At 56.7% G+C, this 23,763-nt stretch carries 23 protein-coding genes and 4 tRNA genes; 11 read left to right on the top strand and 16 right to left on the bottom strand.

The features are described 5' to 3' along the window. The 8 genes from tatC to F5897_RS05960 are packed head-to-tail and all read right to left on the bottom strand — an operon-like array spanning window position 1 to window position 9,384. Window positions 1-795: a twin-arginine translocase subunit TatC gene (gene tatC / locus F5897_RS05925; RefSeq protein ID WP_233574299.1), complete on the bottom strand. Its 795-nt coding sequence runs from the start codon at window positions 793-795 to the stop codon at window positions 1-3. A gap of 9 nt (window positions 796-804) precedes the next feature. Next, window positions 805-3,015, bottom strand: coding sequence for a helix-turn-helix transcriptional regulator (locus tag F5897_RS05930; RefSeq protein WP_183304843.1), 2,211 nt, complete (start codon window positions 3,013-3,015; stop codon window positions 805-807). Window positions 3,016-3,023: 8 nt separating this feature from the next. Further along, window positions 3,024-3,956 (bottom strand): hypothetical protein, encoded by a 933-nt coding sequence (locus F5897_RS05935; protein ID WP_183304844.1) that lies wholly within the window; start codon window positions 3,954-3,956, stop codon window positions 3,024-3,026. Further along, a complete protein-coding gene (locus F5897_RS05940; RefSeq protein WP_124824086.1) occupies window positions 3,946-4,977 on the bottom strand; it encodes a tRNA (adenine-N1)-methyltransferase in 1,032 nt (343 codons plus the stop codon). Before F5897_RS05940 ends, F5897_RS05935 begins: the two co-directional genes overlap by 11 nt. Next, window positions 4,974-5,681 carry an HAD family hydrolase gene (locus F5897_RS05945; protein ID WP_124824087.1) on the bottom strand — a complete coding sequence of 236 codons (708 nt, stop codon included), beginning with the start codon at window positions 5,679-5,681 and terminating at the stop codon, window positions 4,974-4,976. Before F5897_RS05945 ends, F5897_RS05940 begins: the two co-directional genes overlap by 4 nt. Next, window positions 5,678-7,051 carry a cysteine--1-D-myo-inosityl 2-amino-2-deoxy-alpha-D-glucopyranoside ligase gene (locus F5897_RS05950; RefSeq protein ID WP_183304845.1) on the bottom strand — a complete coding sequence of 458 codons (1,374 nt, stop codon included), beginning with the start codon at window positions 7,049-7,051 and terminating at the stop codon, window positions 5,678-5,680. The genes F5897_RS05945 and F5897_RS05950 overlap by 4 nt, the downstream gene beginning before the upstream one ends. 2 nt (window positions 7,052-7,053) lie before the next feature. Further along, a complete protein-coding gene (locus F5897_RS05955) occupies window positions 7,054-7,959 on the bottom strand; it encodes an undecaprenyl-diphosphate phosphatase (RefSeq protein WP_183304846.1) in 906 nt (301 codons plus the stop codon). Window positions 7,960-8,007: 48 nt separating this feature from the next. Then, window positions 8,008-9,384: a M20/M25/M40 family metallo-hydrolase gene (locus tag F5897_RS05960; RefSeq protein ID WP_183304847.1), complete on the bottom strand. Its 1,377-nt coding sequence runs from the start codon at window positions 9,382-9,384 to the stop codon at window positions 8,008-8,010. A gap of 53 nt (window positions 9,385-9,437) precedes the next feature. Between F5897_RS05960 and F5897_RS05965 the strand changes: the two genes are divergently transcribed. The 4 genes from F5897_RS05965 to F5897_RS05980 all read left to right on the top strand — a co-directional run bounded on the left by F5897_RS05965 (window position 9,438) and on the right by F5897_RS05980 (window position 12,131). Beyond that, a complete protein-coding gene (locus F5897_RS05965; protein WP_343048823.1) occupies window positions 9,438-9,863 on the top strand; it encodes an NUDIX hydrolase in 426 nt (141 codons plus the stop codon). 44 nt (window positions 9,864-9,907) lie between these two features. Continuing rightward, a tRNA-Leu gene (locus F5897_RS05970) sits at window positions 9,908-9,994 on the top strand. A 62-nt stretch (window positions 9,995-10,056) separates the two neighbouring features. Beyond that, window positions 10,057-11,058, top strand: a complete 1,002-nt coding sequence (locus F5897_RS05975) for a glycosyltransferase family 2 protein (protein ID WP_124824092.1) — start codon at window positions 10,057-10,059, stop codon at window positions 11,056-11,058. Further along, window positions 11,055-12,131 carry an acyltransferase family protein gene (locus tag F5897_RS05980; RefSeq protein WP_183304849.1) on the top strand — a complete coding sequence of 359 codons (1,077 nt, stop codon included), beginning with the start codon at window positions 11,055-11,057 and terminating at the stop codon, window positions 12,129-12,131. Before F5897_RS05975 ends, F5897_RS05980 begins: the two co-directional genes overlap by 4 nt. Here F5897_RS05980 and F5897_RS05985 read toward each other — a convergent pair. Continuing rightward, complete coding sequence (locus F5897_RS05985; RefSeq protein ID WP_183304850.1) at window positions 12,072-13,478, bottom strand: hypothetical protein; 1,407 nt, start codon at window positions 13,476-13,478, stop codon at window positions 12,072-12,074. The two genes, F5897_RS05980 and F5897_RS05985, sit on opposite strands and share 60 nt — an antisense overlap. Window positions 13,479-13,485: 7 nt before the next feature. After that, entirely contained in the window at window positions 13,486-14,361 is an 876-nt protein-coding gene (locus F5897_RS05990; protein WP_124824095.1) for a glycosyltransferase family 2 protein, read from the bottom strand. Window positions 14,362-14,534: 173 nt separating this feature from the next. Between F5897_RS05990 and F5897_RS05995 the strand changes: the two genes are divergently transcribed. Together F5897_RS05995 and F5897_RS06000 are read left to right on the top strand one after the other, a co-directional pair. After that, on the top strand, window positions 14,535-15,275 hold the full coding sequence (locus tag F5897_RS05995; protein ID WP_183304851.1) for a glycosyltransferase family 2 protein: 741 nt from the start codon (window positions 14,535-14,537) through the stop codon (window positions 15,273-15,275). Then, complete coding sequence (locus F5897_RS06000; RefSeq protein WP_183304852.1) at window positions 15,275-15,640, top strand: DUF2304 domain-containing protein; 366 nt, start codon at window positions 15,275-15,277, stop codon at window positions 15,638-15,640. Before F5897_RS05995 ends, F5897_RS06000 begins: the two co-directional genes overlap by 1 nt. 165 nt (window positions 15,641-15,805) lie before the next feature. Here the strand turns inward: F5897_RS06000 and F5897_RS07940 are convergent, their stop codons facing one another. The 4 genes from F5897_RS07940 to F5897_RS06015 form a co-directional block, all read right to left on the bottom strand. Continuing rightward, the gene (locus tag F5897_RS07940) at window positions 15,806-15,931 is read right to left on the bottom strand and encodes a hypothetical protein (RefSeq protein ID WP_281375795.1); all 126 of its coding nucleotides are present in this window, start codon (window positions 15,929-15,931) and stop codon (window positions 15,806-15,808) included. A gap of 210 nt (window positions 15,932-16,141) precedes the next feature. After that, window positions 16,142-16,219, bottom strand: a tRNA-Val gene (locus F5897_RS06005). Window positions 16,220-16,223: 4 nt separating this feature from the next. Beyond that, window positions 16,224-16,297: transfer RNA gene (locus F5897_RS06010), tRNA-Cys, on the bottom strand. 53 nt (window positions 16,298-16,350) lie between these two features. Further along, a tRNA-Gly gene (locus F5897_RS06015) sits at window positions 16,351-16,423 on the bottom strand. Window positions 16,424-16,598: 175 nt separating this feature from the next. On the opposite strand from F5897_RS06015, the gene F5897_RS06020 reads away from it, so the two are divergent. Then, window positions 16,599-17,591 (top strand): hypothetical protein, encoded by a 993-nt coding sequence (locus F5897_RS06020; RefSeq protein ID WP_124824098.1) that lies wholly within the window; start codon window positions 16,599-16,601, stop codon window positions 17,589-17,591. 91 nt (window positions 17,592-17,682) lie between these two features. Here F5897_RS06020 and F5897_RS06025 read toward each other — a convergent pair whose 3' ends face one another. Both F5897_RS06025 and zapE read right to left on the bottom strand, forming a co-directional pair. Continuing rightward, entirely contained in the window at window positions 17,683-18,306 is a 624-nt protein-coding gene (locus tag F5897_RS06025; RefSeq protein WP_124824099.1) for a type II toxin-antitoxin system PemK/MazF family toxin, read from the bottom strand. A 42-nt stretch (window positions 18,307-18,348) separates the two neighbouring features. Then, a complete protein-coding gene (gene zapE, locus F5897_RS06030; protein WP_233574301.1) occupies window positions 18,349-19,452 on the bottom strand; it encodes a cell division protein ZapE in 1,104 nt (367 codons plus the stop codon). A gap of 73 nt (window positions 19,453-19,525) precedes the next feature. Here zapE and F5897_RS06035 point away from each other — a divergent pair, with 73 nt between their 5' ends. From F5897_RS06035 to F5897_RS06050, 4 genes are all read left to right on the top strand, one after another. Then, window positions 19,526-20,170, top strand: coding sequence for a DUF3000 domain-containing protein (locus F5897_RS06035; RefSeq protein ID WP_343048828.1), 645 nt, complete (start codon window positions 19,526-19,528; stop codon window positions 20,168-20,170). A gap of 41 nt (window positions 20,171-20,211) precedes the next feature. Beyond that, window positions 20,212-21,408 (top strand): HRDC domain-containing protein, encoded by a 1,197-nt coding sequence (locus tag F5897_RS06040; protein WP_183304853.1) that lies wholly within the window; start codon window positions 20,212-20,214, stop codon window positions 21,406-21,408. Window positions 21,409-21,512: 104 nt separating this feature from the next. Continuing rightward, window positions 21,513-22,715 carry an acetyl-CoA C-acyltransferase gene (locus tag F5897_RS06045; RefSeq protein ID WP_183304854.1) on the top strand — a complete coding sequence of 401 codons (1,203 nt, stop codon included), beginning with the start codon at window positions 21,513-21,515 and terminating at the stop codon, window positions 22,713-22,715. Then, on the top strand, window positions 22,716-23,763 hold a 1,048-nt coding region (locus F5897_RS06050; protein WP_183304855.1), incomplete at its 3' end, for an enoyl-CoA hydratase-related protein.

Raw genomic sequence — 23,763 nt, forward strand, 5'->3', positions numbered from 1 at the left:
TTAGGAAAGCTCATACTCTGCCAGCTCAGCAGCCAGCTTTTTGTGCTTGCGGCGATCGTGCAGATAGCAGATACCGGCGGCCAGGAAATAAAGCACACACATCGCACCCCCAAGCAGCAGCATGCTACTGATATCCGCGGCCGGAGTGGTCATCGCTGCAAACACCGCAATAATCAAAACGGCAACCCGCCAGCTACGTAAAATAGTTGCCGCCGAGAGCACTCCTACAAAGTTCAAAAGCACAATAAACACCGGCAGCACGAACCCGATGCCAACAGCAAACATTAAGCGGGTCGCAAAGTTTAGATAGGTGCGAGCATCCAGCAAAAGCGCATCCTCAGCGGAACCAAAGCTGGTTAGCAGGCGCACAATATTTGGCAGCAAATACCAGGCTACGATCGCTCCACCCAAAAACAGCGGCACCGCGGCGGCGAGAAAAGCCACCGCGCCGAGTTTTTCTTTGCGGGTCAGCCCCGGAGAGAAGAATGCCCAAATTTGATACAACCAAATCGGACTACCGATGAAAATCGCAAGGAAAATACTAATGCGCAGCTTCAAATCAAAAGCGCCGGTGACGTCGGTGTAAGCGATGCTCGCCAAACGACCATCAGCGGCCGCCACCTCAGAAATCGGAACCCGCAGCAGATCCCACACTGAATCAGCCAAAAGCCACCCCGCTGTTGCCGCAACGATAATCGCCAGCGCAGAAATCATTAAACGCTTGCGCAGCTCAACGAGGTGCTCAGTGAGCCGCATACGAGCTTCAGGATTCTTCTTTCGGGAGGTTTTTGCCACACCAAAATTTTAGCGCAGTGCGGCGACCGTTGGCTGCGTAGATACTGTCTGGGAAGTTGTTGTCGCTGCCTGTCGGGTGTGTGCGGCCCAGTCTGCTACTAGCTGCCGCAGTTCTGGCGGCTCAAGTACCTCAACCGTGCCCGGAGCCGCTTGCACCACCTTCACAATATTCGCTGGGTCCCACAGCTTGATTTTGGCGTAGTGCCAAGCTGCGTCAGCTGCTGCCGTGGTGACGGCTGCATCTGCCTCGATTATCGCAGCGTGCAGTGGCTGCGCCGGGGTCGCCAGATAGAGAGGGTTGAAGCTGTGGAGCTTAATTTTCGCGGTTTCAGCAATGCACACCAGTGCGGTTACTGTGGTGCGTGCGGCGGTGGATCCGGGCACCGTGCCTTTTAAAATCTCGGTTATGTGCCCCGCATCCAGGTTGTGCGCAGCCACAAAATCGGCGCGTGGCCCAATGCTCAACTGTGACATACGGGCCACCAAGAAATTTTTACGCGCCATACTGGTGAGGCATAAGCCGTGCAGTCGCCATCCGCTGTCACTGAGTTCCAAGCGCAAAGGCACTACCGTCCGGGAAGTGCGCTTGCCCGCAGCATCAATATAGCCGAAACAAGCCACGTTTTTAGCTGAGATGTGTGCCGCTAGCAGTTCCGCAGCCACGCTTGGAGCAGTCGCTAAGCGATCACTAGACACCGTTTGCGGTGTTACGTCGTTGCTGTTTGCGAGTGGTAGCTGCTCTAACCGCTCCTCCAGCTCCTGCAGCGCTGCAACTAACTGCTGCGGTAGCTGCGGAATCAGGGCTGCGATGCAGCGTCGCAGCAAACTGTAGTCTTGCGCGGTAAAAGCTGGTAACGGCAGTGTTGCTGCGCCCTCCATTATTACCCAGCCGCTATCTTCTGCTTGTGCCGTGTCAGTCGCAGTTGCAGCGGTAGCTTTCGATGTGTCAGTCGCAGCTGGAGCAAACTCAAAGCGGAGTCGCGGCGCATCGACGTGATGAGGTAAACCGGTCACGGTGAACAATCGGTTGAGCTGAGTTAGTGCCGTTAGCACGGTTTCGGAGCTCAATCCAAGTAACTCCGTAACCGGCAGCAATAAAAAATCACCGGTTTCTTGCAGCAGCTGTAGCAGCGTGGTGTGCAGCAAGCAGCGAGTTTCTATAGCCAAGCGTGATCCAGTCTGTGGCGGCACTGCAGCGGTTTGCGGAGGTAACACAAAATTACGGCTCGCAGCGGTTTCATGCTGAGCAGCGATTGTTGCTAATAATGCGTGGTAGCTCTGCCGTAGCTGTTGTGGCATGTGGATTACAACCGGCGTGTCTAAAGCGACCAGCTGCTCAGTTAACACCGCGGTATCGCCATAATTGAGCGTGTAATTGTTGGGCGCTGTTGCGGTTCTAAGACAGGTATTGTAGAGGCGAAGCAGACGCTGCACAGCTGGGGTTAGGGTGGTGAAGCTTAGCTCCGCGGATGTAGCGCCTACGACGCGCTGTAGCTCTTGCACTTTGGCGCTGATTTCATCGGCATGCACCGTGACGGCAGGGTCGGTCAGTAGCGTGACTTCGGTGATACGCGAAAGTAGAAAAGTGCGTATCGTATTCGTACGCTCTTCAAAGGCGAGCAGATGCCAGCGTTCCTGAGTGCGGTGTAGCTGCAGCGGAGAAACGGTGCGCAGATGAGGCACACGCCCTGGCAACGCGTAATTGAAGCGCACCTGCTGCTGCGCAGTGATTGCGGCGGAGAGATTAGCTACCAGCAGCATCTCCGCGGCATTATCAACGGTGAGCTGGGCGAAGGGGTTATCAGGGTTGTAAAGGTGTGGCGCCAGCTTCAAGAGCAGCTCAAAATAGTCACCGCCTCGCTGCAGCGAATGCCAGTGCTTTAGCGCTGTGCGCAGCAGCAGCTTTTCTAGCGCGGTGAAATTAAAGTCCGGCTGCGTGGCTTGCAATAACACATAAACAGCATGGTTTGCGCCACTGACTCGTTGCGATACTATTGCATAGCCAACACTGCGTAGCGCTGCGATATCACGGTTTAAAACCCGCTGCACTGAAGTTACGGAAGAACCTGCCAATTGCTCGTGGTAGCTAGGCACTAACTCCAGTAGCTGCTGCTTGGACAATCCAGTGGGATGGTGAGCGAGCGTCAGCAGCAGCTCGCTGAGCCGTGTTGGAGCAGCCTGATACTTAGCTTTTGATGCTCCGTGATGCTCACTCACCATTGGCTGAGTTACCCGGCCAGCAGCAAGTCCACGACGATCACAGCGGCACCTGCGCCTGCACTAGCGGGCTGCAGCACCACTACCTGAGAGCCCAGCGGAATATCATTGAGTTTATCGCGCCAAGGAATATCAGGGGCATCCGCGGCCAGCAGCTGCGGGTTAGCGTTAGCAGTCCAGTTGGAGGTAATCACCTCTTGGTCTTCCCAAGCGACCGTTGTGTAACGCACCACTAGGTTGTCAGCGGGGGTAATCATACGCCCGGTGCCCTTGATAGAAACCGCGGCTAGGGTCTCGGTAGGGGGTGCCTGTGGCGGTACCACTATGCCTGGAACCCCGTCAGCGGTACGTGTGATTGCGGGGAAACCCGCGGGCAAGCGCTGTGGTTTACCCTCCGCCTTTGCACCGCTAACCGCAGCGACATCAAGCAGCACGACAGCGTTACTGCCTGCACTGATACCGAACTGCGCGGCAAACGGCTCCGAATCAGCGGCAGAGTAAACGACTCGCACCTGGTCCCCCGCAGCAGCGCACTGAATCGCGCGTGACAATGCAGTCGCCTGTTCTGGTTCTTGCACCGCAAGGAAGTCTTGGGCGGTTTCGCCCTTCGCGGTGGTGCTATAAACCTGCTCGCCAGTTTTACCATCATAGATCGCAAGCTGTGATGCAACGAAGTCACCAGGCGTTGCTGGAGTGGTTGAATGTGGCGCCAGGGTGACGCTACGCTGGGATGCTGCCACGGTTGCCGCCGTTACTGGGGTAAGCTGTGACGGGAATTTATCCCAGGTGGCTGGGAGTTCCGCGGACGCCGCCCCAGCGGTGAGCACTGGTCGGCAGTCGTCGCGGTGCGGGGCTGCGGTATCAGCGGCACCTGTGCAGCCGGACAGCAACATCGCGGCACAGCCAGCAACAATGGTTGCGAAGAGTTTACGATTAACGCTCATTGGTTTCCTCCTGTGCAGCCTGTTGCGCTGCAGAATTTGTTGCGGTGCCACCTGGGTTAAGGCGATCCGCAGCGAATTTTTGTGCTTCTCGAACTTTTTTGCGCAACGCCCGCTCGCTTTTAACCATCTGCCCCACCATATCGGGGGTCCAGGCTGCGACATCTTCATCGGTGTAGTCGCTCTTTGAAGCGCGACGCTTCAGTTCTGGCAGCACCACGCCGTCAGAGAGCTTCCGGGCCGTGACCAAAAAACCGGTGTGTCCCACCATGCGATGGTCAGGGCGAACCGCTAAACCCTCCACGTGCCAGCCGCGCACCATAGTCTCAGAAGCGTTCGGATGGGTGAAGCGACCGCTTGCGCGCAGCGCCTCCACGAAGCGTGACATCTGCGTTACGGTCGCGATATAACCAATTATTACACCACCAGGCACCAGTGCGTCAGCCGCCGCATCAATACATTCCCACGGCGCAAGCATGTCGAGCACGACACGATCCACGCTGCCTTGCTCAGCGGCGGTCGGCAGCACATCTTGAAAATCACCGATGGAGAGCTGCCAATTAGCGGGCTGTTCACCGTAGAAAGCTGCCACGTTGGCGCTGGCGACCTCGCCAAACTCCTCGCGACGTTCAATTGAGTGCAGCTGTCCGCTGTCACCTAGCGCCCGCAGCAGGTGCAGCGTTAAAGCACCTGAGCCCACGCCGGCTTCAACTACTCGCATTCCCGGGGCGATATCAGCGAGTGACAAAATCTGTGCCGCGTCTTTTGGATACACGATGGCGGCACCGCGAGGCATTGCCATCACAAAATCAGATAGCAGGGGGCGGATCGCGAAAAACTCTGCGCGCTCGCCCATTTGCAAAACTGAAGCATCGTCACAGCCCACAATATCACTGTGCGGAATCATGCCCCAGTGGGTGTGAAATTCACCTTCTGGAACCAGAGTGATGCTGTAGCGCTTCCCGCGCGGGCCGGTTAACTGTACTCTATCGCCGTAGACAAATGGACCGCGCTGTGCGCTCATAGTTTAGCTCCCTGATTGTAACCACCTGGCACTGGTTCAGTGCCCCTGTACTTATTAAACACTGCAAACCAGGTTTCTAAATCATATTCTTGCAGAGAGTCGACAATAATGTGCGCCTCACAGTTAGAAATATCGACCAGGTTTCGTACACCCACAGTGACCCCGCCGCTGGCGGCGCCGGAGGCGATTCCGGTAACCGAGTCTTCAAAAATTAAGCAGTCCCGGATGTCGGCTCCGGCGAGAGCAGCTCCGCGCAGGTACGGTTCAGGATGTGGCTTATGTGCGGTGACCTGATCTGCCCCTAGAACTTTACTGAAGGTGTTTTCTGGCAGCAGCTGCGCGACAGCGTTGCCGATGCTGCTCAGCGCCATCGTCACCATCACATTTGGAATCCCTGCGTGCTTTGCAGCGGCGAGAGTTTCACGCGCACCGGGGCGCCAAGATACCTCCGTTTGGCTATACAGCTCGAGCACACGTCGCACTTTGCGCTCCACGATTTCATCAGCGCTTAGTGCAACACCGTGCTGCTGTAGAATTTCCGCAGCTTTCCAGAGACTGAGGCCAACCATGCTCAGGCCGGTTTCGCGGGTAATCGTTGCATTATGTTCTGCTAAAAGCTCGGTTGCGGCCCGCTCCCACAGCGGATCCGAGTTTACAATAGTGCCGTCCATATCCCATAGCAGGGCGTGCGGTGCGCGACTCATAATTCAATCATCCCGGTCTCAGGGGTGCTATAGATAGTGACTCCCAGTAGATTCTCAACGGCTTTTACCAGGTAATCTGGATCATCAACCCCGGTTTGCGCAGCTTGGTTAATGATCCCCAGCATCAAAGGGGTGTCTAAATCGTTGGCGAGGGCGGCACGCAGCTGCGCAACAACCTCGATTGCTGTTTGTGGATCGCTGCCCGGCTCCTTAAAGCCCGCCTCCCACAACGCGAGGCGCTGCTTTGCTGCGACAATATCCTGATCAAACCATTCCCAGCTGCTGCGGTAATGGTGGTTGAGCAACGCCAAGCGAATCTCGCTGCCACTGTATCCGGCGCGCAACAGCTTGTGCACAAACACCAGGTTGCCGCGCGATTTTGACATTTTGTGCCCCTGATATGACACCAGCGCAACGTGCGAGTAAATGTGTGCGAGCGGTGTGTCGTAAAGCGCCGCAGCGTTTGCGGCCGAGAACTCGTGGTGTGGGAAGCGCAAATCTTCGCCGCCGCCCTGCACCGTAAAGGGGGTCCCCAAACACTGGGCTGCAATTACAGAGCACTCAATGTGCCAGCCAGGGCGTCCCTTACCTAGCACGGTCTCCCAGCTAGGTTCACCCTTGCGCTTGGCGCGCCACAGCAGTGGGTCAAGCGGGTGGTGTTTACCCTCTCGTGCCGGGTCTCCCCCGCGCAGCTCGCTGAGTCGGAGATACTCCTCAGGCAGCAGCTTGATCACGTCGCCGAGCTGCCATACACCAGCTGCGCTTACCGCCTGATGGTCAAAATAAATATCGTATTTTGTTGTCGCTGGAGCGTCCGGCGCCGGTGATGTCGTGGTTGCGGCAGCGGAGCCTTGGCTTTCCCCGGCAGGTGGCGCCGCAGCCACTGCCTCTGGCGGGACATCGTGGACCGGGAGTCGGTATGCAAAACCTTTGTCAAGCAGTGTCTGCACCGCGGCAGCGATCTCCGTAATTTGCTCAGTAACCGGGACATAGTGCTGCGGGGGCAGCATTGCTAGGCTGTGCATATCGCTGCGAAACAGCGCAATTTGCTCTGCCGCGAGGTCGCGCCATTTCACCTTCGTTGCCTGTGCTCGTTCCAACAGTGGATCGTCTACGTCAGTGATGTTCTGTGCGTAAACCACGTCTACCCCGGCATCCAGCCAGGCTCGCTGCATCAGATCGAAAGTGAGATAGGTGAAAGCGTGCCCCAGATGAGTTGCGTCGTACGGGGTGATACCGCACACATACAGTGTAGCCTTGTTGTCTTGCAACGGCGCATGCTCAAAACGTGCGGTGGCGCTGTTGTAAAAGCGCGGCATGATTCCCTCGGAGCCGAGGCTATGAAAACGTGGTTCAGACCAGGTGCGCATATTTATAGCATCCCTCCCCAAACGGCCAAGTGCGGTGCTACAAGACCCGCGCTGCTAGCTGACAGCGCAGTCGCGTTCGCCGCGCTGTTAGGCTCCAGTAAGCCCGTCGCCACAGCCATCAGCAGCACTGTGCCCAAGACAATACGGTAAATCACGAACGGTAGGAAACTGCGAGTTGTAATAAAGTGCATAAACCACTTGATGATTGCAATTGCTACTAAGAAAGCCACAACGGTCGCCACCAGTGTCGGCACCGGATACACTGTCTCAGCTGCGGTGAAGCTCTTTACGAGCTTGTAACCGCCGGAACCAATGACCGCCGGAATTGCCAGCAGAAAGCTGTAACGCGCAGCTGCTTCGCGGCTGTATCCCATTAGCAGGCCAGCGGTAATCGTGCCCCCAGAGCGCGAAACTCCGGGAATTAAAGCCAGCGCCTGAGCGAGGCCGTAAAGCACACCGTCTCGTGCGTTCAAATCGTTCAGTTGCCGCTGCTTAGAGCTAACTCTATCAGCCCACCCCAGAAGCAAGCCGAAGCCAATTAGAGTGAGCCCCACGAACCACAGAGAGCGCAGCGTAGAGTCGATAAGATCCTCGAAAAGTAACCCGCAGACCACGATGGGTAGCGAGCCGAGGATGATCCACCACCCCATCTTCGCATCAGCGTCATTGCGCGGCAATTTCCCGACCAGCGCCAGCGCCCAGTGCTTGATAATGCGGACGATATCTCGCCTGAAGAAGACCACAACCGCAGCCTCGGTGCCGAGCTGTGTAATCGCGGTGAAAGCGCTTCCGGCGTCACCGATGCCGAGTAGCTCACTTGCAACTCGCAGGTGCGCGCTCGAAGAGATCGGGAGGAACTCTGTCAAGCCCTGCACAATGCCGAGGATAATCGCTTCGAAAATATTCATCAATTGCTCTCTGTCGCTGCTAGTCTCTTTAACACTACCGGGCAATGCTTAGAAAGTACGCAGCAGATCTGTCAGCACCTGATGCCCGAAGTCTAGCGCCTGCAGCGGAACCCGCTCATCAACGCCGTGGAACATGGCCGGGAAATCAAGCTCAGGTGGTAGCAGCAGCGGCGCGAAGCCGTAGCCGATGATGCCCAGTGCGCTGAGTGCTTTGTTATCAGTGCCACCACTGAGCAGATAAGGCAATACCACCGCTTCCGGGTCAAACTTTTTAAGGCTTGCGATCATCGCGTCAACGGCTTCACCAGCGAACTCAGTCTCTAGACCGACCGCCTGCACCAGCGGCTCCATCTCGATTTCTGGGCCCAGAATCTCCGCTACCTGCCTCATAGTCTCCTCTTGTTTCTCAGGCAGAGTGCGCACATCAATAATCGCGGTTGCGGTGTCTGGAATCACGTTTTGCATATAGCCGGCATCGATAACTGTGGGGTTGCTTGTGGCGCACAGGCTCGGCTGCAAAAAGCCGGCAGCGGTGCCCGTCTGCGCCAGAATCTCTTCCGGGGTGCCGCTGGTTCCGGTGAGCTCGCTAACTGCCTGCAGCAGCGCGGTGGTTGTAGCCCCGAGCTCAATTGGCCACTTGTGGTTGCCGAGCCGAGTCAGTGCTGCACTCAGCTTAACCAGTGGATTGTCAGTTGCTACTCGGCTGCCGTGTTCCGCAACGCCGCGTGCGGTCAGACGCATCCAGTTTGCGGTTTTTTCTCCAGTTTGCAGCAGGTAAGCGCGTTTGTCCCCAAGGTAAATCGAATACCCCCCAACCTCGCTGATGGCATATTTGGCACCGGCAAAAACCTCCGGGTGATGCCGCACCATCCACTCGCTGCCGTAAACTCCACCGTTTTCCTCATCGGCAAAGAAGACCAGGGTGAGATTACGGCGCGGTTTTTCTCCGGCGCGTAAAATTTCTGCTACCGCGGTTAGCATCATCGCGTCCATGTCTTTCATGTCAACCGCGCCGCGCCCCCACAGCATGCCATTTTTAATAACTCCCGCGAAGGGATCAACCGACCAGTTCTTCGGGTCTGCCGGCACCACATCCAGATGTCCGTGTAGTACTAACCCCGGCAGCTGCGGATCCGCCCCTGCAATCTGCGCGACCACAGTGGCGCGCCCGGGTGCTGCCTCATAAATCTCTGCTGCCACCCCGAGCTCGGCGAGATACTGCACCACCCACTCTGCGGCGGGACGCTCTGGGTTGGCATTGCCCTGCCCCCGGTTAGTGGTGTCAAACTGAATCAGGCGCTGCGCTATTTTCACGGTCTCGCTAAGCCTGATGTCGTTTTGGCTGTGCGCTGTGTTGCTGTTATTCGGCTCGCTAGAGCTATCGTTGTGTTCGGCGCTGCTGTTAGAAAATGCTGGGGTATTCACAAAACTATTTTAAGCTGTACGGCGTGCGGTTGCAGCTTAGTACACTTAATGCTGTGGATAATCAGGAAATTATTGTTGCCGCGGTGATTCTTGAGAACGCTGCCGGGCAGGTGCTGCACGTAAAGAAAAAAGACACCACAGTTTTTATGCTACCGGGAGGCAAGCCGGAGCCGGGTGAAACCATGGCTGAGTGTGCTGTTAGAGAGGTGCGCGAAGAACTTCGGCTGCATTTGGATGCGCAGCAACTAAAGCACTTTGGAACTTTCACCGCCGCTGCGGCAAACGAGGCTGGTGCCCAGGTTGTTGCTACTGTGTTTCAGGAGTTGCAGCAACTAGCGGCAACGCCATCTCCGGCTGCTGAAATTGTGGATGTTGCGTGGATCGCGCCAGACACTTCTCGCCATGACATTGCGCCGCTAAACACAGAGCATATTTTTCCGCGCTTAATCCGACACGCTAACTCTGATTGTGAGTTTTAAGAAACTGTGATAAATTTTTATCTGTTGTCCGTTAAGACAATTTTGCGCGGGTGGCGGAATAGGTAGACGCGCTAGCTTGAGGTGCTAGTGTCCGCATTTAGGACGTGGGGGTTCAAGTCCCCCCTCGCGCACAGAGCAGGTGAAAATGCTAAGGCGTTTTCACCTGCTAAATTTATAGCTAAAGGAGTTTCTCATGGTAGCTAAAAAACCGCGTACGTCGATTATTATGCCGGTGTATAACACTTCAGAATTTGTTATTCAGTGCATCGACTCGGTGCTTGCCCAGACTGATACCGACTGGGAAGTTATTATCGTAAATGACGTTTCCACTGATAACTCCGCTGAAATTGTGCAAAACTACCTGGCAGAGCTAAACGATGAGCGTTTCACCTACATTGATCACGAGGTTAACCAGGGGTTGTCTGGGGCGCGTAACACGGCGTTAAAGTATGCGCAGGGTGATTGGATTTCATTCCTTGATTCCGATGATTCTTTTGAGCCGCAGTTTTTGGAGCAACTGCATCAACTCGCTGAGGTCAGCGGCGCTGAGATTGTAACCTGTGCGCACAAACTAATCAGCTTAGACGGTGAAGAGACCTATCGGGCTTGGCCTTTCCCGGAAAATGCCACCGGTAAAGAAGCAGCCGTGCAGCTACTCTTTGACAAGATTTCCCCTTATGTGTGGGATAAACTCTTCCGTGTTGAAATTATTCGACAGGTGCGTTTTGATAATAAGGTGCACCGCGCAGAGGATGCGCTTTACACCTTCCAAACGCTGGCGCGCGCCGCTAAGTTCGCGTCGATTAAAACCCCGCTTTACCGTTACCAAGTAGATCCGAAGAGCCTGACCTGGGGCAACATGGTGGAGGTTACTGAGAGCGATCATTTGGTTGCCGCTTTTAATGGTTTTGCGCAGGATCTGGTGCAGGGCACTCCGAACCTTGCAGCGGCGTTGTCTTCTGCTAAGGTGCTCACCTATGTTAATAACTCGCAGCAGGCGATGGTCGCGGGTAAAGAACGGGCTGCCCTGACAATCAAGGAGTGTCGCAAACGGCTCAGCTGGGCTGATATTTTTAGGATTGTGAAGTTTAAGCCGGCGCTGGCAGTCGCGGCAACCGCGCTAATGTTAGCGCCGGGACTGTATCGAAAAGTTTACTACCGCTACATTAGCCGTAAATACGGGATTAAAGCGTGACACAGCTAACTAACGCCACCCCAGCAACCACCGTTAAACGCCCGCGGGCGCTGTACGTCGACGTGTTAAACGTCATCGCAATTTTCGGGGTGGTGTTTTTGCATGTGCGCGCCAACTACTGGCACCCGTCCGACACTCCACGGTGGTGGGCAGAAAATGTGTTGAGCGCTGTTTTCGCGATTGCGGTGCCGATTTTCTTCATGAACAGCGGCCGGAACCTGCTGGGCTTTTTGCGCCGCGACAGCATCCCCACTTTCTTCCGCAAACGCCTCCTGAAAGTTGTGGTCCCCTATGTGGTGTGGGGGCAGCTGTATCTGTTGTTTCACGCTTTTGTGTTGCACCGCTCCGACTATAATCTGCAGCGGATCGGCGCGACAATTTTCGGTGGCAGCGGCGAGGTCGCAACCTTCTGGTATCTCGAAGCAACCATCGGCATCTACCTGATTATTCCCGTGCTTGCACTGGCACTTGCAGGCGCTGAAAAGCTGGGGCTGTGCCCTGTCAAAGTAGTGGCTGCGCTCACTGCATTAGCGTTTTTCAGTGCTGCCCTGGTGCCGCTTATCAGAGGCTACTTTCCTGGTTTTATGCCGGATTTGGAAATTCCGCTCAGCGGTTACGTGCTGTACTTTCTGCTGGGATACCTCATCACCAACATTGAGCTTTCCCGCATGAAGCGCTGGGTGATTTATGCGTTGGGTGCCGTCGGACTCGCCAGCTTTATCTTCGTTGCGGGCGGTTATATGCTGCGGCATGATGCACACGCTGATTTGTGGAACGGTTATCTCTCCGTCGGCACCGTGTTTTTTGCTGCAGCCGTTTACGTCGCGGCGCACAACACCGACTGGAGTTTTATGCCGCAGCGGATCGCTAGCCTTTTCACAAAACTCTCCGGTCTGACATTCGGAGTGTTCCTGATTCACCTCATGTTGATTGATGTTTTGGCGCGGATCAGCCCAGCTAACAGTTTCCCGGAGGTGCTGTTGCGCACCGTTGTGGTGTGGGTTTTGTCGCTGCTAGCCGTGTGGCTGCTGCGCCTCATCAAGCCGATCCGCACCTGGGTGATCCCAGGCTAGGCGGCGCATCCCCAGCAGGTGCAATAGCACTCCCGTGGCGGGGCCAAGAAACAGTGCAATAATCGTGCGCTCAATGAGCGGGAGCGGCACCAGGAAAACCAGGGCCGTTGTCGCCGCGGCAGCAATAATCCACCCCGCAGCATAGTAGGTGTGCCCGTTTAAGGCGAGGATCGCGGTTCCAGAAAGCACCAGCAACGCCATCACCGCAGATGCCGCGGTGAGAGCCGCAAGCACCCAGGGCTGCGCCACAGTGTGGTAGGCCGTTACAGCATCGTGCTTTGGCGGATAGATCAGCAGAAACAGGAAAGGGCCGACGAGCGCCGCGAGCAGCGCCCCCACCGCTCCCACCGCCGTCAGCGCGACTGCTGGGCGCATAAAAGCTTGCAGCGGGCGGTGTCGTTGTTTGAGGAAGGCAGCAATTGCAACGCCCTGAAACGCCTGCAGCGGAATCATGATTGGAGAGCGGCAGATTGAAACCGCGAGAATCAGTGCTCCCAACACCAGAAATTGTTCGCTGTGAGCGGCAGCCTGCTCGCTAAAACGCAACACCAGTGGGAAGCCGGTCATCAAAACTGCGGATGCCGCAGACGACAGAATCGCAAACAGCATATTGTGCAGCAGGCGGGCGCTGTTGACATCTGCGCGAGACAGCAACACGCGGCGGGTTGGAGCGTGCGTGAGAGCCAGCACGAGCCACAGTAAAACTGGAGAAACCACCGCGGCTTCTAGCGAAATTAGCGAGCCCGCGAGGAACGTTACCAGCGCCATTGCCACCAGCCTCCAGACGGCTTCTCCACCGCCCAGGAAAGCGTACAGGAACCAGCTGTTACTGCCGGCTGCGGCGCCACTGGCCGCCGAGTGCACCGCGTAGAGTGCGACGCCAGTGACCAACAGCACTACGGTTGCGCCGGGCGCTGTGGTGGCAATCTGGCCCACCCACAGTGGCGAGCTCAGTGCGATTAAAAGCGCCACCGCTCCCCCGATTGCCCCCGCTGTTAGAGCAACGGATGCCCCTCTGATTGCGGCTGCACTGCTGCCTGCTGCGGCGGGTGTGGCGGCGCTCATCGTAGTTGTAGCGTTCGTAGCAGTGGTAGCGCTCGGCGTAGCAGGTGCCAGGCGTGCGGCTCCCACAGCCCGGGTGGATTCAGAGGCGATGCCTGCGACAATCCCAAAAACGCCAAACAGCGCAGCCCAGAACAACAGAAACTCGGTGACCTGCGCTGCGGGCAGCGCAAAGTTTGCGATCCAGGTGGCAACAAAGGTGCTGAGCGCCGCCACAGCGGAACTAGCCAAAATTGCGATTTGTTCGCGTTTGGTAATGCGCTGGGCGGCGCTCTGTTCAGTCATGCCTGTGTTACTTTACGGCATGCTTGGTGAGGTTTTTAACCCCCTGCCACTTCTTGGCGCGGGCCGCTTTTGGCAGCAGCGCTAGCGCGTGCAACCTGGAAGACACGTGTAGCTTCGCCACGCGTGCAGCGCGCTTCCAACCTTTTTGCTCCATTTCGCGGGCGATGGTGTAGAAGTATTCGCGCTCCTCCTTGAAGCGGCTGCCCTCAAGCGCGCGCCATGAAGAATCAGATGCGCTGTGGCGACGGTACATGAATGCCACGCGCTCATCGTAGAACAGAGCCCCGCCGCGCATCGCGACATCAAGCACGAGTGCCATGTCCTGCACCACATTCAGGCCGCCGCGGAAACCGATCTCCTGAATTGCAGACGCTCGCCACCCCAGTGACGGGAAGTAGAGCCAGTCGCCGCGCAGAATTGACACCGCCAGTTCTTCCCCGGCCAGCACCCGGGTGGTGTTGGGGCGATAGTATGACTTCACCTTTTCTACCAGGGTGTTTGACAGGCCATCACGCTCGTTAATCACCACGCAACCTGGCTGGAAAATCTGTGCCTCAGGGTGTGCGGCAGCGGCTTCTACCAGCCACTCAATGTAGTTAGGCAGCATCACATCGTCGGCGCCCATAACCGTCACCAGCTCATTCTCGACAAAGCTCAGTGCCTTGGTGTAGTTGCCGTTTGCGCCGAGGTTTTTTTCATTGCGCATATATGTAATACGTGAATCTTCGAGTGACTCAAACCAGCCTGGAATGCTGTCATCTGGGTAGCCGTCATCAACCACGATGAGACGCCAATCTTGATAAGTTTGACCGATTACAGAGCGCACAGCCTGTTTCATAAAATCGACGTCACCATAGAAAGGAAACAGAATATCTACTGTCATGTTCACTCCAAGTCAGGTTATTGTTCTGTAAAAAGATTAACAGCACTCTGGTTAAAATCTGCTGTCACCCACAGTCGCCGAGGAAATATCTTACTTCTTGCGGTGGCTGCTGCTTGTGTTCAGTGTTTAACAGGTAAAATTGCTGTGATAAGTTATCTGGATACGGGGTGAGGATGATCCGCAATAAACAGGCAAGCACGCTGGTGATTATGCCGGCCTGGAACGAAGAAGAAGCGATCGCAAACACCATTGCGGAAATCATCGCCGTTTCTGATGATCTGGATATTTTGGTTGTTAATGACGGATCACGCGATAACACCGCCGCGGTGGCGCGAGCAGCGGGAGCGACGGTGATGGATTTGCCGTTTAACCTGGGCGTTGGCGGTGCGATGCGTGCCGGTTATCACTACGCTTTGCGGCACGGCTACCGCCAAGCGATTCAGGTGGATTCTGACGGGCAACACAACCCTAACGATATCGCGCGGGTTTTGGCTGGTCTTGCACACGCTGATATTTCTATCGGGGCGCGATTTGCCGGAGTTGGTGAGTACCAGGCTGCTGGTCCACGCTGGTGGGCGATGCAGGTGCTCGCGAAGATTCTGTCGCGCATCACCGGCACGAAGCTGACTGACGCCACCAGCGGCTTCCGCGCTGCAAACCGCCGTGCGATTAAACAGTACTGCAAGCACTTCCCTGCTGAGTATCTGGGCGACACAATTGATTCGTTGGTTGTCGCAGCGCGCTCCGGCCTGGTGGTGACACAGGTGCCTGTGGCAATGCGGGAGCGCCAGGGCGGCACCCCTTCAGCGTCACCTTTTAAAGCGATGATTTATTTGATTCGTGCTTTTTTCGCGATGGGCTTGGCGCTAACTCGTAAAACAGAGCCGGTTGCAGCGCTCGAGGAGGAAATCTAATGCAGAATATGCTGTGGATCATCATCGCTTTTTTGATGGTGGCGTGGTTGTTCTTGCTGGTGCGCGCCGGTCGCCTGCGCGAACGCTACATCGTTACCTGGGTGCTCGTGGCGCTGGGAATTCTAGCGCTCAGCATCTTCCCCGGAGTGCTTGACTTCGTTGCGCACCTTTTAGGTTTCGCGGTGCCTGCTAACCTGTTGTTTATTGTGGCGCTGGTGCTGTTGCTGGTGCTCACCGTGCAGCAGTCGGTGGAACTGACTCGCGGTGAAGATAAGACCCGCGCACTTGCTGAACAGGTTGCAATCTTAGACGCTGAGCTCAGGGAGCTGAAGCAGCGGGTGGAAGATCCGCCCGCCCAGCAATAGCTCCCCTGGGCTGAAATGCCGGCGGTGCTTGCTAGGTGCCGCCGGTTTTGCTGTTTGGGCACTGTGGCGTGCGCCTTCGTCGCGTGAGCGTTTGATGCTGTGACTGGTAAAAGGGTAGGAAAAAATCCCTCGCGATGGGTAGGTTATATCAGTGAAAACCTACATTTAGTGTGCAGCGAGTGCTTTCTTCGCTTCCTCCTGCACCTGCATGTATTCCAGGTAGTCGTCACAGATAAGCCACGAATCAGCGTAAAAAGCTTCCGTGTATGTGCCGGTGATCCAGGCGGGCATAACAATGTTACGCTTTATCTAGCCGGCTGGGTTGTGTTTATATTTAGTGTGCGGTTGGTTTCACGGTCTGCTGTATGTTTTATTGATAGCGTGATTTGCGCCAATGCATATGCCTGCTAAGCATGGGCGGGCGTGTCACGGGGCTAGCCCCGAGTATAAGCCGGATACGCCAAAACCGCACGGATTAGGTGCGGTAAGAAAATTAATGAGTGGTGGGCGATACTGGATTCGAACCAGCGACCTCTTCCGTGTCAAGGAAACGCGCTAACCAGACTGCGCCAATCGCCCGAGTTGGAGGTGGCGACGGGATTCGAACCCGTGTATACGGCTTTGCAGGCCGCTGCCTCGCCTCTCGGCCACGCCACCGCGCGGTGTAAAATAAACCTTACGGTAGTGGTTTGGGTTACCCAGTCCACCAGAGCGGATGACGAGATTCGAACTCGCGACCCTCACCTTGGCAAGGTGATGCGCTACCAACTGCGCTACATCCGCATTTTGTTTCTGCTGTAATCGCTTCAACTCAATTAACTATAGTTGAGGTTTTTAGATCGTGCAAACTGCCGTGTGTCGCCAGCGTGTCGCGCTTAAAGTCAAGGGACACAACAGCTCTATAACGAAGCGCTGGAATCGCCGACTTTTCTCAGTCACACCCTTGCATAATTAGAGTGTGACGCAAAATACTAAATCACCCTGGAAGCGGATATTCGTTTTCCTGCTGTTACTGCTCATCGCAGTCGGTGCATATTTTGCGTACGCTAATCGCTACACAATTCAGAACTGGTGGCTGGCTCGTGATTACCGGCCAGACAATAAAATTCTGGCGCTCGAAGAACACATTCGGCTCACCGACGCTGGTCTTTTGGTGTTTCACTCCACCCACCCCACTATTTCCACGGGCGCAGCTTTTCGCACCGGGTGTGCAGCGGTGACACACACGGAATCTGGTCACGTTGTGGGGTGCTACACCAGCGAGCACCGGATCCACCTTTTTGATGTCACAGATCCGCGTATCAGCGGCATCGTTGAGGTCACCGCGGTGCATGAGATGCTGCATGCGGTGTGGCAGCAAACCCCAGACAATCGCGAACTCTCTAAGTGGCTGTTAGACTATTACGAAAATCACGCCTCAGAGCAGCTGCGCACTCGCATGGAGGTTTACGCTGATTTGCCGCAGGCGGAATTCACTAACGAGCTGCACTCGGTGCTGGGCACTGAGGTTGCAGACCTGCCGGCTGAGCTTGAGGAACACTACGCGCAGTATATTGTAGATCGTTCCGCTATTGTGGCGATTTTCGATCGCTACCACGCAGTGTTTACCACGATTCAAGAGGAGGCCGCGCAGCTGGAAGCAGAAATGCGGCAGCTGCGAGAAACCGTGGAGCTGGAGCGCGGGCAGTTTGAAACCCGGGTACAGATGTATAACAGTGCGGTGCAGGAGTTTAACGAGCGCAACCGTAACTACGGTTTCGCAACCAACCCGGAAGAGTTTTACCGAATCTCTGACCAGTATCGGGCCCAGCGTGAACAGCTGCTGCAGACCCGCAGCGAAATCCAAGCAAAAATTGATCACTATGAGCAGTTGCGGCTGCGGCTGGTGCAACTGAGCGAAACCTCGCAGGAGCTTAATAACCTGCTCGACAGCAACCTCTCGAACCTCTAGCAGCTGGTTAAGACGCTCTCAGCCGAGCCACGCCGCTAGCGACAGGGCTGCAAATCTCTAACCCGCCTAACGCAATATATCCGGGTGTGTGTTATATTAGCCCGGCGCTACGCAGCGCACCCAGCGCCCGCTCAAACTGCTGCTGAGACGCAGCGCTGCCCTCCCGGCGCATCCCGCTGCGGGTGACGCGCAGCAGTCGTTCAGGATTCAGATAGCTGTCGCGACCCTGCTTATCCCAGTTGCCGGCGCCCAAGTGCACATATTCCCGGTGCGGCGTTGAGGTCAGGTAGCATCCGGCAACCGCGCCATCCGGCAGAGTGCCGATAATCAAGATTGGGCGGTCTTTGCCACGGCCATCATTTTCCACATATGGCACCCAGGTCCACACAACCTCGCCCGGGTCCGGATCCCCATCCAGCTGCGGGGCGTAACCAATGCGCAGCTGCCGCAGCTCTGCCGCGGTCAGATCGCGGGTGGCGCCGCCGTGCCCGGCAGCGGTGACATCCCGCCAAGTGCCCGGAATGGTGGGTGCTGAGGTGGATCCACCACCCCGCCCTGACATGGTCTGCAGTACGGTGTCGAGCAGTCCGCCCATGCCGGATTTACGAGTGGTGCGCGAAGTGCGTGCGGCAGAACCGCTCTGGCGTGATTTGTTGTTGAGATACTCACGCACAGCGGTTTTGCCGAGCTGCATCAGGATCGATTTAAGACTCATATTGTGGTTCTTTCTGTGCGTGTTACTGCGGGGTGGCGATTGTTACAGCACCGCGTCAGCGGTCTCGTTTGCGGCGCACAGCGCGTTAGCGCGAGACATGCAGCGCAGGTATTTCTTACGGTAGCCGCCGTCGAGCATACCACCGCCGAAAATTTCGTTGAGCGGGATGCCGCTGGCAAAGATTGGAATCTGCGCATCGTAAACACGGTCGATGAAAGCCACAAACCGCAGCGCCTGTGACTGGTCGTGCAGCTCATACACATCGCTTAAACCGATACGCTCTACTCCCTCTAGCATTGCCGCGTAGCTTGACGGGTGCACCTGCTTGAGGTGCTCAAGCAGCGAGCCAAAATCGTCGTTGGCGGTCGCGGTTCCGGCGGCGCTGAAGCTGCTCAGCTGTTGCTGGTACTCCTCCGGGCTCAGTACCCGAGCCGCGCCCTCAATGTTACGTTGGCGATAGTCAGCGCCGTCAATACGCACAGTCACGAAGCGGTCACTCATTGCCTGAATCTCGCGCATAAAGTCAGCTGCGGCGAAACGTCCCTCGCCAAGCGCGTTTGGTGGTGTGTTGCTGGTCGCAATAAACTTCGAGCCGGTTGCTGTGAGGTCTTTAATCATGCGCGTCATCAGCATGGTGTCACCCGGATCGTCAAGCTCAAACTCGTCGATGCAGATCAGTTTTGCGCCGGTGAGCTGTTTAATCGCTCCTTCATAGCCGAGAGCGCCAACCAGCGCGGTGTACTCAATAAAAGTGCCGAAGTACTTGCGTCCCGCCTGGGCATGCCACGCCGCAGCCAAAAGGTGGGTTTTACCAACGCCGAAGCCGCCGTCAAGATAAACGCCCATTTTACCCGCAGGAACAGTCATGCTCGTGGCCGCGGGTTCCGGATCCACCGCCTTCTTTTTGCGCCCAAAACCGAAGAAACCGCCCTTGCTGCCACCGCCGGTGCCGCCGCCCGCAGTGCCAGCCACGAAATTACGCAGCAGACTGCGCGCTTCTTCCTGTGAAGGGTGTTGCGGATCAGGCCGGTACGACTCAAATGTCGCCGTGTGAAACTGCGCCGGCGGAGTCAGGTTGGCAACGAGTTGAGCGCCGCTAACCCGCGGCTGACGGTCAATCAGATTCAGAATATTTGATACAGGCACAATACAAGATAATAAGGCACCGAGCGGCGGCGCGCCTTACTAAAAGCTCTAAAAACACCCTTAGGGTTTTAATGTGACTATTTCTTTCACCTCCGAGCCGCGTGCTTTTCAGACTGCAGCCGCCGCGGTGCGCGGTGCGAAACTGCGTGCTGAGCTTGACTTTAAAGAGATTCCGGCTCCTGATAGGATTGCGCCGCACGCGATTGCTCTCGGCGCCAGCGTCAATCCCAGCGGCCGCGGTGTCAGTGGCGCCGCTGCCGCGATTGATGGCGGGGCCGGAGCGGGGCGGCTGATCCTGCTACACGACCCGAAAATGGCGGCTGAGTGGGGCAACGAGTTTCGTTTTGTATGCTACGCGCAGGCTGATATTGAGGTGGAAATTGGGGCGGATCCGCTGCTCGCGGATGTCGCCTGGTCATGGCTGATTGATGCCCTGCATACTAGGCAGACAAGCTACACCGCGATTGCCGGCACCGCCACTAAAACGCTGTCTACCGGATACGGTTCGTTGGCGCAGCAGGGCACGGGGGCGCAGCTGCAGTTGCGGGCCTCCTGGACTCCCACCGATGCTGACTACGCCACGCACGTACAAGCCTGGTCAGAGCTGTTGTGCCTGTTGGCGGGCCTGCCGCAGCACGAGGGGGTCGCTGCTTTTAATCCGCGCACCCCTGCGGATGTGGCCCAAAACTCGGGCTCCCGCCCCGCCCCGGTGGCGTAGCGGCGCAGGTCGATCCACAACCAACAAATGAGCGGTGAGTTATGCGGACACAGGCGGAGCTAGAGATTCAGTGGCAACTGGTTGATAATCAGGATGCTTACCGCGCCGCGCTGCAACAGCTTGCCGCGACGCACGGCCCGATTGCGATTGACACCGAGCGTGCCAGCGGTTATCGCTACTTTCCGAATGCTTATCTGGTGCAGATTCGCCGCGGTCACGGGCCAATTTATTTGTTTGACCCGACCGCACTCAAAGATCTCAGCGAGCTTGGCGCGATTATTAATTCGGAAATGTGGATCCTGCACTCCGGGCGTCACGATTTGCCGTGCCTGGCGGATTTAGAGCTGGTGCCGCAGCAGCTGTGGGACACTGAACTGGCAGCGCGGATGCTGCGGGCGGAACGTGTGGGGTTGGGCGCACTGGTGGCGGATCAGCTGCAGGTGCAGCTGGATAAGGCTTACTCTGATGTGGATTGGTCAGAGCGGCCCTTGCAACCGTCGTGGCTGGAGTACGCCGCGGTTGATGTGCTGTTTCTAGCTGATTTGATGGTGCTTCAGCTTTTAGAAGCCGAAAAAACTGCGAAGCTTTCGATACTGCGGCAAGAGTTTGCGGCGCTGTGCGCGTGGCAACCGAAGCCGCCAGCGGAGCAGCCGTGGCGCAAAGTTTCGCACATTAATGTGTTAGTGAAAGACAATCGCGGGTTGGCGCTGGTGCGCGAAATCTGGACAACACGTGATGAGATTGCCAGGAAGGCGGATCTGGCACCGCATTTAGTGCTGCCGGACAGCGCCATTATTACGGCGGCGCAGCGGCGGCCACGCAGCGAGAAAGATCTGCAGCGGATTAGAGGGTTTAATGCGGTGCTTGCGCAGCCACACCTCGGCGCTTTTTGGCGGGCAGTGATGCGAGGTAAGCGGGTCGATGAAAATCTACGTCGTACTCCCCTGCCTGCGGGCGCTAATTCGCATGGATACTTCCGCAAAAATAGCGGGGCGAAAGCTCGATTGGAGACGGTGCGGGAGACGGTTGCTGCGGTTGCGGCGACGCTTGATATACCCGCGGAACACGTGCTCGACCCGGCTGTTGTAAAGCGGCTTGCGGCGGATCCACCCGCCCTGCTGTTACCCGGCGAAACCGCGGCGAAGCTCGACTCCTACGGTGCGCGGCAGTGGCAGATTGCGGCGGTTAGTGCGCAGCTGGCTGCGGCCCTGGCACAGCAGGCAGAACATGGAAGCTGACAACCACCTGAACACGGTGGGGCGAAGCTGCGAAACCTTGCGGAAGCTGGCAAAATATAAGGTGACTGTCGTTCTCAGAGGAGACACTAAAACAAGGAGGCAATGTGGCTGATAGAAGAATCTCATATATCGACGGGGTGCGGACGCCTTTTGGGCGTGCCGGTGAAAAAGGCATGTACTGGGAAACTCGTGCAGATGACCTGGCGGTGAAAGCAACCACTGGGCTGCTGGAGCGCAACCCTAATCTGCCGTTGGAGCGGATTGACGATGTCGGGATTGCTGCCACTACTCAGCAGGGTGATCAGGGCTTGACCCTCGGCCGTACCGTGGCAATTCTTGCTGGACTGCCGAATACTGTGCCGGGGTTTGCGCTGGATCGGATGTGCGCCGGTGCGATGACCACCACTGCGATGCTGGGCGGCATGATTGGCTCAGGTATGTACGACATCGCTTTGGCCGGTGGCGTGGAACATATGGGACGGCACCCGATGGGTTTTGATGCTGACCCGAATCCGCGTTTTCTTGCGGAAAAAATGGTTGCTGCTGACGCGCTGAACATGGGTGTTACTGCGGAGCGGCTGCATGACCGTTTCCCGCACCTCACCAAAGAGCGCGCTGACCGTTTCGCGATGCTGTCGCAGCAGAAGGTGCAGGCAGCCTATGACCGTGGTGATATTCAGGCTGATCTGGTGCCGGTTGCGATTAAAGCTAAGACTGGTGGCTGGACTCTCGCGACTGAGGACGAGGGCCGTCGCCCGGGCACCAATATGGAGGGTTTGGCTGGGCTGAAAACGCCGTTCCGGCCGCACGGGCGGGTGACCGCGGGTAACGCTTCGCCGCTTACCGACGGCGCGACTATGGCGCTGCTCGCCGGCAGTGACACTGCGAAAGAGCTGGGTTTGGCTCCGAAGATGCACATGGTAAGCGCTGCTTTCGCCGGTGTGCAGCCTGAGGTTATGGGTCTGGGGCCGGTGCCGGCAACCGAGAAAGCGCTGCGGCAGGCGGGGCTCAACATTAGCGATATTGGACTGTTTGAGCTCAACGAGGCCTTCGCAGTGCAGGTTTTGAGCTTCACCGATCACTTTGGGATTGCCGATGATGATCCTCGCGTTAATCCGTGGGGCGGCGCGATTGCTCTTGGCCACCCACTGGCCTCTAGCGGTGTGCGCTTGATGATTCAGCTGGCGCGTCAGTTTGAGCAGCGTCCGGATGTGCGATACGGCATCACTGCGATGTGTGTTGGGCTCGGTCAGGGCGGCTCAATCATCTGGGAGAATCCACACTTCAACGGTAAGAAAGGTAAATAAATGACTGATTACAGCAAAATTGACTTTCAGCCGCTGCTCGACGCGGCAACCGATGAAGTCGTAACCAACTCATATGTGCAAGATGTGCGGCTGCCATCAGGCAAAGTTCTAGCGCTTATTACGCTTGATAATGACCGCGATTACAAGCGGCCAAACACTATCGGACCGCACACTCTGCAACAGCTAGACACCCGACTTACCGAGCTCACCGCGCGAGCTGCTGCCGGTGAAATTGCCGCGGTAGCGGTTACCGGCAAGCAGTGGATTTTCGCAGCGGGCGCAGACCTCTCAAAGGTTGGCTCGCTGGTGACCCCAGAAAATGCACTGTTGATGGCGCAGTACGGACACTACGTGTTCGGCAAGCTCAGCAAGCTGGGCGTGCCAAGCTTTGCTTTTGTTAACGGCTTGGCGCTTGGCGGAGCTTTGGAAATTGCGCTGCACTGCAACTACCGCACGGTTGACTCTAACGCTGCCGCGATTGCTTTGCCCGAGGTTTTCTTGGGGCTGATTCCTGGGTGGGGCGGCGCTACCCTGCTGCCAAACCTGATCGGCATTGAAAAAGCGCTTGAGGTTGTTATCTCTAATCCGCTAAAACAGAACCGTACCCTGAAGCCGAAGCAGGCTTTAGAAATGGGTATTTTTGATGCCATGTTCGGCTCCGCTAACTACCTGGAGCAGTCACTTGCTTGGGCTGACAGTGTGCTGACTGGTAAAACCAAGGTGCAGCGGGAGCATGTGCCGGGTAAGCTGGAGCGACTGACTAAGTGGCCGCTCGCTATTAAGGTTGCTCGCGACACCCTGCGTGCAAAGCTCGGCACCGCGGCAGTGGCTCCTTACCGAGCGCTGGAGCTGCTGGACGCGGCGAAAGATAACGACCTGGCTAAGGGCTTCGCGCGTGAAGATAAAGCGCTGCAGGAATTGATTTGTAGCGAGCAGTTTAGTGCATCAATCTATGCTTTTGACCTGGTGCAAAAGCGCGCTAAAAACCCTGCCGGCGCTCCCCCAGCGGAGCTGGCACTGCCGGTGCGCAAGGTTGGTGTTATTGGCG

Origin of the sequence: Canibacter oris (genome assembly GCF_014197205.1) — a bacterium.
Lineage (GTDB): Bacteria > Actinomycetota > Actinomycetes > Actinomycetales > Microbacteriaceae > Canibacter > Canibacter oris.

Excerpts from the sequence above, each read along its gene's own strand:
- F5897_RS05930 (WP_183304843.1), bottom strand. The coding sequence starts at position 3,015 with ATGGTGAGTGAGCATCACGGAGCATCAAAAGCTAAGTATCAGGCTGCT.
- F5897_RS05935 (WP_183304844.1), bottom strand. The coding sequence starts at position 3,956 with ATGAGCGTTAATCGTAAACTCTTCGCAACCATTGTTGCTGGCTGTGCC.
- F5897_RS05940 (WP_124824086.1), bottom strand. The coding sequence starts at position 4,977 with ATGAGCGCACAGCGCGGTCCATTTGTCTACGGCGATAGAGTACAGTTA.
- F5897_RS05945 (WP_124824087.1), bottom strand. The coding sequence starts at position 5,681 with ATGAGTCGCGCACCGCACGCCCTGCTATGGGATATGGACGGCACTATT.
- F5897_RS05950 (WP_183304845.1), bottom strand. The coding sequence starts at position 7,051 with ATGCGCACCTGGTCTGAACCACGTTTTCATAGCCTCGGCTCCGAGGGA.
- F5897_RS05955 (WP_183304846.1), bottom strand. The coding sequence starts at position 7,959 with ATGAATATTTTCGAAGCGATTATCCTCGGCATTGTGCAGGGCTTGACA.
- F5897_RS05975 (WP_124824092.1), top strand. The coding sequence starts at position 10,057 with ATGGTAGCTAAAAAACCGCGTACGTCGATTATTATGCCGGTGTATAAC.
- F5897_RS05985 (WP_183304850.1), bottom strand. The coding sequence starts at position 13,478 with ATGACTGAACAGAGCGCCGCCCAGCGCATTACCAAACGCGAACAAATC.
- F5897_RS05990 (WP_124824095.1), bottom strand. The coding sequence starts at position 14,361 with ATGACAGTAGATATTCTGTTTCCTTTCTATGGTGACGTCGATTTTATG.
- F5897_RS05995 (WP_183304851.1), top strand. The coding sequence starts at position 14,535 with ATGATCCGCAATAAACAGGCAAGCACGCTGGTGATTATGCCGGCCTGG.
- F5897_RS06000 (WP_183304852.1), top strand. The coding sequence starts at position 15,275 with ATGCAGAATATGCTGTGGATCATCATCGCTTTTTTGATGGTGGCGTGG.
- F5897_RS07940 (WP_281375795.1), bottom strand. The coding sequence starts at position 15,931 with ATGCCCGCCTGGATCACCGGCACATACACGGAAGCTTTTTACGCTGAT.
- F5897_RS06025 (WP_124824099.1), bottom strand. The coding sequence starts at position 18,306 with ATGAGTCTTAAATCGATCCTGATGCAGCTCGGCAAAACCGCTGTGCGT.
- F5897_RS06040 (WP_183304853.1), top strand. The coding sequence starts at position 20,212 with ATGCGGACACAGGCGGAGCTAGAGATTCAGTGGCAACTGGTTGATAAT.